Source organism: Kluyvera sichuanensis, assembly GCF_014218705.1.
Taxonomy (GTDB): Bacteria; Pseudomonadota; Gammaproteobacteria; order Enterobacterales; family Enterobacteriaceae; genus Kluyvera; species Kluyvera sichuanensis.
Genome location: NZ_JABBJF010000067.1, coordinates 1 through 2,852 on the forward strand (window position 1 = coordinate 1; position 2,852 = coordinate 2,852).

3 protein-coding genes are annotated in these 2,852 nt (G+C 51.0%); all 3 read left to right on the forward strand.

All coding sequences use genetic code 11. The features are described from left to right. Positions 1-93 precede the first annotated feature (93 nt). The gene (locus HII27_RS26705) at positions 94-684 is read left to right on the forward strand and encodes a plasmid pRiA4b ORF-3 family protein (protein WP_012477564.1); all 591 of its coding nucleotides are present in this window, start codon (positions 94-96) and stop codon (positions 682-684) included. Positions 685-820: 136 nt separating this feature from the next. Next, positions 821-1,393 carry a recombinase family protein gene (locus HII27_RS26710; protein ID WP_001493762.1) on the forward strand — a complete coding sequence of 191 codons (573 nt, stop codon included), beginning with the start codon at positions 821-823 and terminating at the stop codon, positions 1,391-1,393. Between the two features lie 36 nt (positions 1,394-1,429). Continuing rightward, positions 1,430-2,821, forward strand: a complete 1,392-nt coding sequence (locus tag HII27_RS26715; protein ID WP_014839878.1) for an ISKra4-like element ISKpn19 family transposase — start codon at positions 1,430-1,432, stop codon at positions 2,819-2,821. Positions 2,822-2,852 lie beyond the last annotated feature (31 nt).

Sequence of the window (2,852 nt, forward strand, 5' to 3'; positions counted from 1 at the left end):
GGAGAGCATGAAAAACCTCGGGGCAGCCATCGAATGATGCCATCTACAGGGGTTAAAATAACCACCATCATTTCATAACAATACCTGCTGACTATGAAGATCTACGTCATCAAAATAGCAGTTCATGGAGTCAGTCCGATGGTCTGGCGTCGGCTGAGAATTGCTGCCGACACGTCACTGGCCGCGCTTCACTTCATTTTCCAGATAGTGCAGGGCTGGGGGGACGACCATCTCCATCAATTTCACATTTATGGCAAAGATTACGGTATCTCCTACGAAGGAGGCATCGGTTTTGTCGATAATCCGTTCCGGGTCGTGATTGATGATTTTGCTTTTGATGCTGGCGATCGCTTTACCTATGAATACAATTTCTTTGAGCACTGGCTTCATGACATTCGTGTTGAGGCCATTTATGAAAACTCTACGCTGAAAGCGCCGTTTTGTATAAGCGGCCATGGTATGCCCGGAGCCACAGCTGCGGATGAGTTCGATAAAACCCTGGCGTTTCTTGAAGCTATCGTTAATGCGGATGATGAAACAACGGTCGGCGAGATCCGCCCTTTTGCTGACGACCTGGATGCTGTCAGGTTCAACCGCCACAAAATCAACCGGCAACTGAGCAGGCTCGACCTTGCATCTCCGGTACTGGAGCCTGAAGTTATCTGGCTGGGCCGTCGTCGCTGACTGATGTCTATAAAGGTATACGTTTTCAGCATGCCTCTCAGATCCCCGAAAAAATGTCTATAAACCTCCCTAAATCAGTGTTTATGGATTATTCTTTAAATCTCTATGATGTTTAAAGACCTTCCGGAGGTTTTGCGTGCAATATGCCTACATCAGGGTAAGCTCGGCCGATCAGAATACGGCCCGTCAGGAAGAGGCATTGTCAAAGGCGGGTTTTCAGCCTGATAAAATTTGTGTTGAGCATGCCAGCGCGAAGGACACAAACCGCCCGGGGTTACAGGAACTCCTGGGGCAATTACGCCCTGGTGATACGCTTCTGGTTCATTCCATCGATCGCCTTTGCCGGAATATGTCGGATATGTGCGCTGTCACCACCCGGCTTCGTGACCAGGGCGTTACCCTTATTTTTCTGAAAGAGCAGCTGACGTTCAGCGCCGGCACAAACAATCCGATGCAGGAACTGCAGCTGCACATGATGTCGGCATTCAGCCAGTTTGAACGAGCCTTACTGAAGGAAAGGCAGGCCGACGGCATCGCCGCGAAAAAAGCACGGGGTGAAAAAACAGGGCGCCCCGGCGCCGATATCAAAAAGATCCAGGAAATTGACGCACTCAGAAGCAGAGGGGTCAGGCTCAGGATCGCCTGCGACCATGCGGGCCTTGGCGTTTCCACATATTATAAGCTTCGTCACCAGATGAACAACCAGTAGCCGGGAGATAGTCATCCACCACAGCAGGAGGCAATGATGCAACTGACGCTCCAGATAGTCATCACCGATGAATCAGGCTCCAGTCGAACGGAGGAACTGATGACAATCCAGAAATCAGGGGAGACCCGGAACGACATCGGATTATCGGTGTCAGAATCCAAGCTGTTGCTGAATACGGTCCAGCAGTCGGTGGTCCAGCTGCAGGCAGACGAATATACTCAACACCATATCCGGTGCCCTCACTGCCTTGCTGCGCGCAGAATCAAAGGCAAACAGAAAATACGGTACCGGACGCTGTTTGGCGTTATTCCGGTATCCGGGCTTCGGGTGTACCGGTGCCGTTGTGAAGAGAGTGATACAAAGACAGTCAGTTTGCTCAGCGACTGGGCCGGCGATTATTCTCACCCGGCACTGAAATATATTGAAACCCGCTGGGCCTCGATGATCTCCTATGAAATGACGACTCGTCTGCTGAAAGATATTCTGCCGGTGGGCCACAGCCTGAATGCCTCAACGGTGAGGAATCATTTATGCCAGGTGGCGCAGCGTCTTGACGCTGAGGCTGAAGCTCATTCAGGTTTTCTTTCCGGCTGCCCCCGCGACTGGGGGAACCTGCCCAGGCCAGGAAAACCGCTTGTGGTGGGTATAGATGGTGGTTATGTTCGCGATCGGGATGACAAAAAGCGTAATTTTGAAATTATTGCCGGGAAGTCTTTTTCCGTTGGTGCGCCTGCTGACACCCGCCGCTTCGGTTTTGTTCAGAAGGATGACTGTCATCCGGAACGCAGGCTCATGACCCACCTTTCAGCGCAGGGAATGCAGGCCAACCAGCAGATATTTTTTCTGTCCGACGGCGCGGATAATCTCAGGGACCTCCAGTTCGGTATGTACCCTGAGTCAACGCATGTGCTGGACTGGTTTCATATCACCATGAGGCTGACGGTGCTCATGCAATATGCCCGGGGACTGCTGGTATCAGATCCAGAGGCGGGGAGTAAAGTTCTGGCACTGCTGGAAAGCATTAAACGATATCTCTGGCATGGCAATGTTGTCGCTGCGCTGGAACATATTGATAATTGCGTTATGTATTGCGATGACCCTGAACTCAGCTATCCTAGCCTGAAATCCCTGCAAAAACATCTGGATGAAATGTATACCTACATCCGGAATAATAAGATGATGATCCCAAACTACGGCGAAATGCGTCGGTACGGAGAGCCGGTATCAACCGCGTTTGTGGAATCCACGATCAATGAAGTGATCGCCAGACGAATGGCCAAAAAGCAGCAGATGCAGTGGAGCAGAAAAGGGGCTCATTATTTGTTACAGACCCGGACCGCCGTTTTGAATAACGAACTGCAGGATAAATTTGTCTGCTGGTATCCGGGTTTTCAAAGTGACGGGAAGGGACCAGCGATGGCAGCATAGCTCACGCTGCCCCAATATTTTTTATGCTCTC